The organism is Streptomyces sp. W16 (assembly GCF_033194735.1).
Lineage (GTDB): Bacteria > Actinomycetota > Actinomycetes > Streptomycetales > Streptomycetaceae > Streptomyces.
Map to the genome: position 1 here is coordinate 1 of NZ_JAWOAI010000837.1, position 2,818 is coordinate 2,818.

The following is a 2,818-nucleotide window of genomic DNA, read 5'->3' on the forward strand; positions in this document are numbered from 1 at the left end:
CGGACCGGGCGGCTGCTGGTCCGCACCCCCGCCGGCGCGACCCGTTTCGACCGCGGACTCGTCGACCTCGGCCGCCATGTGCCGGGCTTCGCCGCCCTGATGGCCCGCTGGCTGGCGGACACCCCGGAGGACTGGGCCGCGGTGGTCGGACCCAGCACACGACGCATGATCGAGAACCTGGCCGGGGTGGGGGTTCTGGCGTAGCCGCCTTCGTACGTGCGCCCGGTCACAGCCACCATGCCGATGCGGGCCGCAGGCCCCCGGCATGGCACCCTTAGACCTGCGTAAGAGGTCAACGACACAGGTCTACATACGGACACGGGTTCGATGAGGAGCGGTCACAGTGCAGCGCTGGCGTGGCTTGGAGGACATCCCCGAGGACTGGGGGCGCAGCGTCGTCACCATCGGTTCTTATGACGGGGTCCACCGCGGGCACCAGCTGATCATCCGGCATGCCGTGGAACGCGCCCGTGAGCTGGGCGTTCCCTCCGTCGTCGTCACCTTCGACCCGCACCCCAGTGAGGTCGTGCGCCCCGGCAGCCATCCCCCGCTGCTCGCCCCGCACCACCGCCGTGCCGAACTGATGGCCGAGCTGGGCGTCGACGCGGCGCTGATCCTGCCGTTCACCAAAGAGTTCTCCAAGCTGTCCCCGGCCGACTTCGTGGTCAAGGTCCTGGTGGACAAGCTGCACGCGAAAGCGGTCGTCGAGGGCCCCAACTTCCGCTTCGGCCACAAGGCCGCGGGCAATGTGGCCTTCCTGATCGAGCAGGGCAGGACATACGACTTCGAGGTAGAGGTGGTGGATCTTTACGTGAGCGGTGCGGCGGGCGGCGGCGAGCCCTTCTCCTCCACACTGACCAGGCGGCTGGTCGCCGAGGGCGACGTCGAGGGCGCCCGCGAGATTCTCGGCCGCCCGCACCGGGTCGAGGGCGTCGTGGTGCGTGGCGCCCAGCGCGGTCGCGAAATGGGTTTCCCGACGGCCAACGTCGAGACCCTGCCCCACACGGCGATCCCGGCCGACGGCGTCTACGCCGGATACCTCCACGTCGATGGTGAGGCCATGCCGGCCGCGATCTCCGTCGGCACGAACCCGCAGTTCGACGGCACCGAGCGCACGGTGGAGGCCTACGCCATCGACCGCGTCGGCCTCGACCTCTACGGCCTGCACGTCGCCGTCGACTTCCTCGCGTTCGTGCGCGGCCAGGCGAAGTTCGACTCGCTGGAGGGCCTGCTGGAGCAGATCGCGCAGGACGTGAAGCGATGCCGCGAGCTGATCTCGGCGGACGCGGACTCCGGCGACGCCGGGTAGCCGTTCTCGGTTCTACGACGCCGAAGGGCGGCCGGTGCTTGTGGGCACCGGCCGCCCTTCGGCGTTCGGGGTGGCGCTACTGCTGTGGGGGTGCGGACGGCGGGGGCGGGGTGCCCTCCGGCGGTTGGGCATAGCCGGGGTGCTGCGGGTAGGGCTGGGCCTGCTGTCCCGGGTGCTGCGGGTAGGGCGGTGCGGGTTGCCGGCCCTGTCCCTGCTGAGGGGGGTAGGGCTGCTGGCCGTACAGCTCCTGGCCCGGCGGCTGTTGCGGGGGGTAGGGGCCGGGCTGGCCCGGGTACGGCTGCTGCTGCCCCGGATAACCCTGCTGTCCGGGGTAACCCTGCGGTCCCGGGTAGCCCTGCTGGCCCGGCATCGGCGGGGCCAGCACCGGCGGGGGGTTGCCGTCACTCGTCCACAGGCCGTGCATCTGCTGGTGGCGGACGAAGTCCTCGGCGACCAGGGCCGCGAGGTTGAAGTACGACTCCCGGACCTTCGGCCGCATCATGTCGAGGTCGACCTCCGCACCGGCGGCGAGATGCTCGTCGAACGGCACGACCACGACACCACGGCAGCGCGTCTCGAAGTGGCTGACGATGTCCTCCACCTTGATCGTCTTGCCGGTCTCGCGGACACCCGAGATGACCGTGAGCGACCGTGAGACAAGGTCCGCGTACCCGTGCGCCGACAGCCAGTCCAGCGTCGTACTCGCGCTGCTCGCACCGTCCACGGACGGCGTCGAGATGATGATGAGCTGGTCGGCGAGGTCGAGCACACCGCGCATCGCGCTGTAGAGCAGACCGGTACCGGAGTCGGTGAGGATGATCGGGTACTGCTTGCCCAGCACGTCGAGCGCGCGCCGGTAGTCCTCGTCATTGAAGGTGGTGGAGACGGCCGGGTCGACGTCGTTGGCGATGATCTCCAGACCGGAGGCCGCCTGGGATGTGAACCGGCGGATGTCCATGTACGAGTTGAGGTACGGGATCGCCTGCACCAGGTCGCGGATGGTGGCGCCGGTCTCGCGGCGCACCCGGCGGCCGAGCGTGCCGGCGTCCGGGTTGGCGTCGATCGCGAGGATCTTGTCCTGGCGTTCGGTGGCGAGGGTGGAGCCGAGCGCGGTGGTGGTCGTGGTCTTGCCGACACCACCCTTGAGGCTGATGACCGCGATCCGGTAGCAGGACAGCACGGGCGTGCGGATCAGCTCCAACTTCCGCTGCCGCTCGGCCTCTTCCTTCTTGCCGCCCAGCTTGAACCGCGAGGGCGCGGCGCCCGGCCGACCGCTCTTCGCCTTCTGCTTCTTGTTGCTGAGCAGCCGGTCCGACGACAGCTCCACGGCAGCGGTGTAACCGAGCGGCGCGGCACCGGGGTTGACCGGCTGCCGCTGGTCGTGCTGCATGGGCTGCGGCCAGGCGGCACCGGTACGGGGATCGACCGGGGGCGCGGGGGGAGCCTGGGGGTGAGACTGCGGCGGCAGCGGTTGCGGCTGCGCCTGCGGGTGTTGGGGTGCCTGCGGAG

3 protein-coding genes are annotated in these 2,818 nt (G+C 70.4%); 2 read left to right on the forward strand and 1 reads right to left on the reverse strand.

From position 1 onward, the window contains the following. Together R6V09_RS50200 and R6V09_RS50205 are read left to right on the forward strand one after the other, a co-directional pair. Positions 1-204: hypothetical protein (locus R6V09_RS50200; protein WP_317888098.1), on the forward strand; the 204-nt coding region annotated here is incomplete at its 5' end. 139 nt (positions 205-343) lie between these two features. Then, positions 344-1,309: a bifunctional riboflavin kinase/FAD synthetase gene (locus R6V09_RS50205; RefSeq protein ID WP_317888099.1), complete on the forward strand. Its 966-nt coding sequence runs from the start codon at positions 344-346 to the stop codon at positions 1,307-1,309. A gap of 76 nt (positions 1,310-1,385) precedes the next feature. Here the strand turns inward: R6V09_RS50205 and R6V09_RS50210 are convergent. Continuing rightward, on the reverse strand, positions 1,386-2,818 hold a 1,433-nt coding region (locus R6V09_RS50210; RefSeq protein ID WP_317888100.1), incomplete at its 5' end, for a MinD/ParA family ATP-binding protein.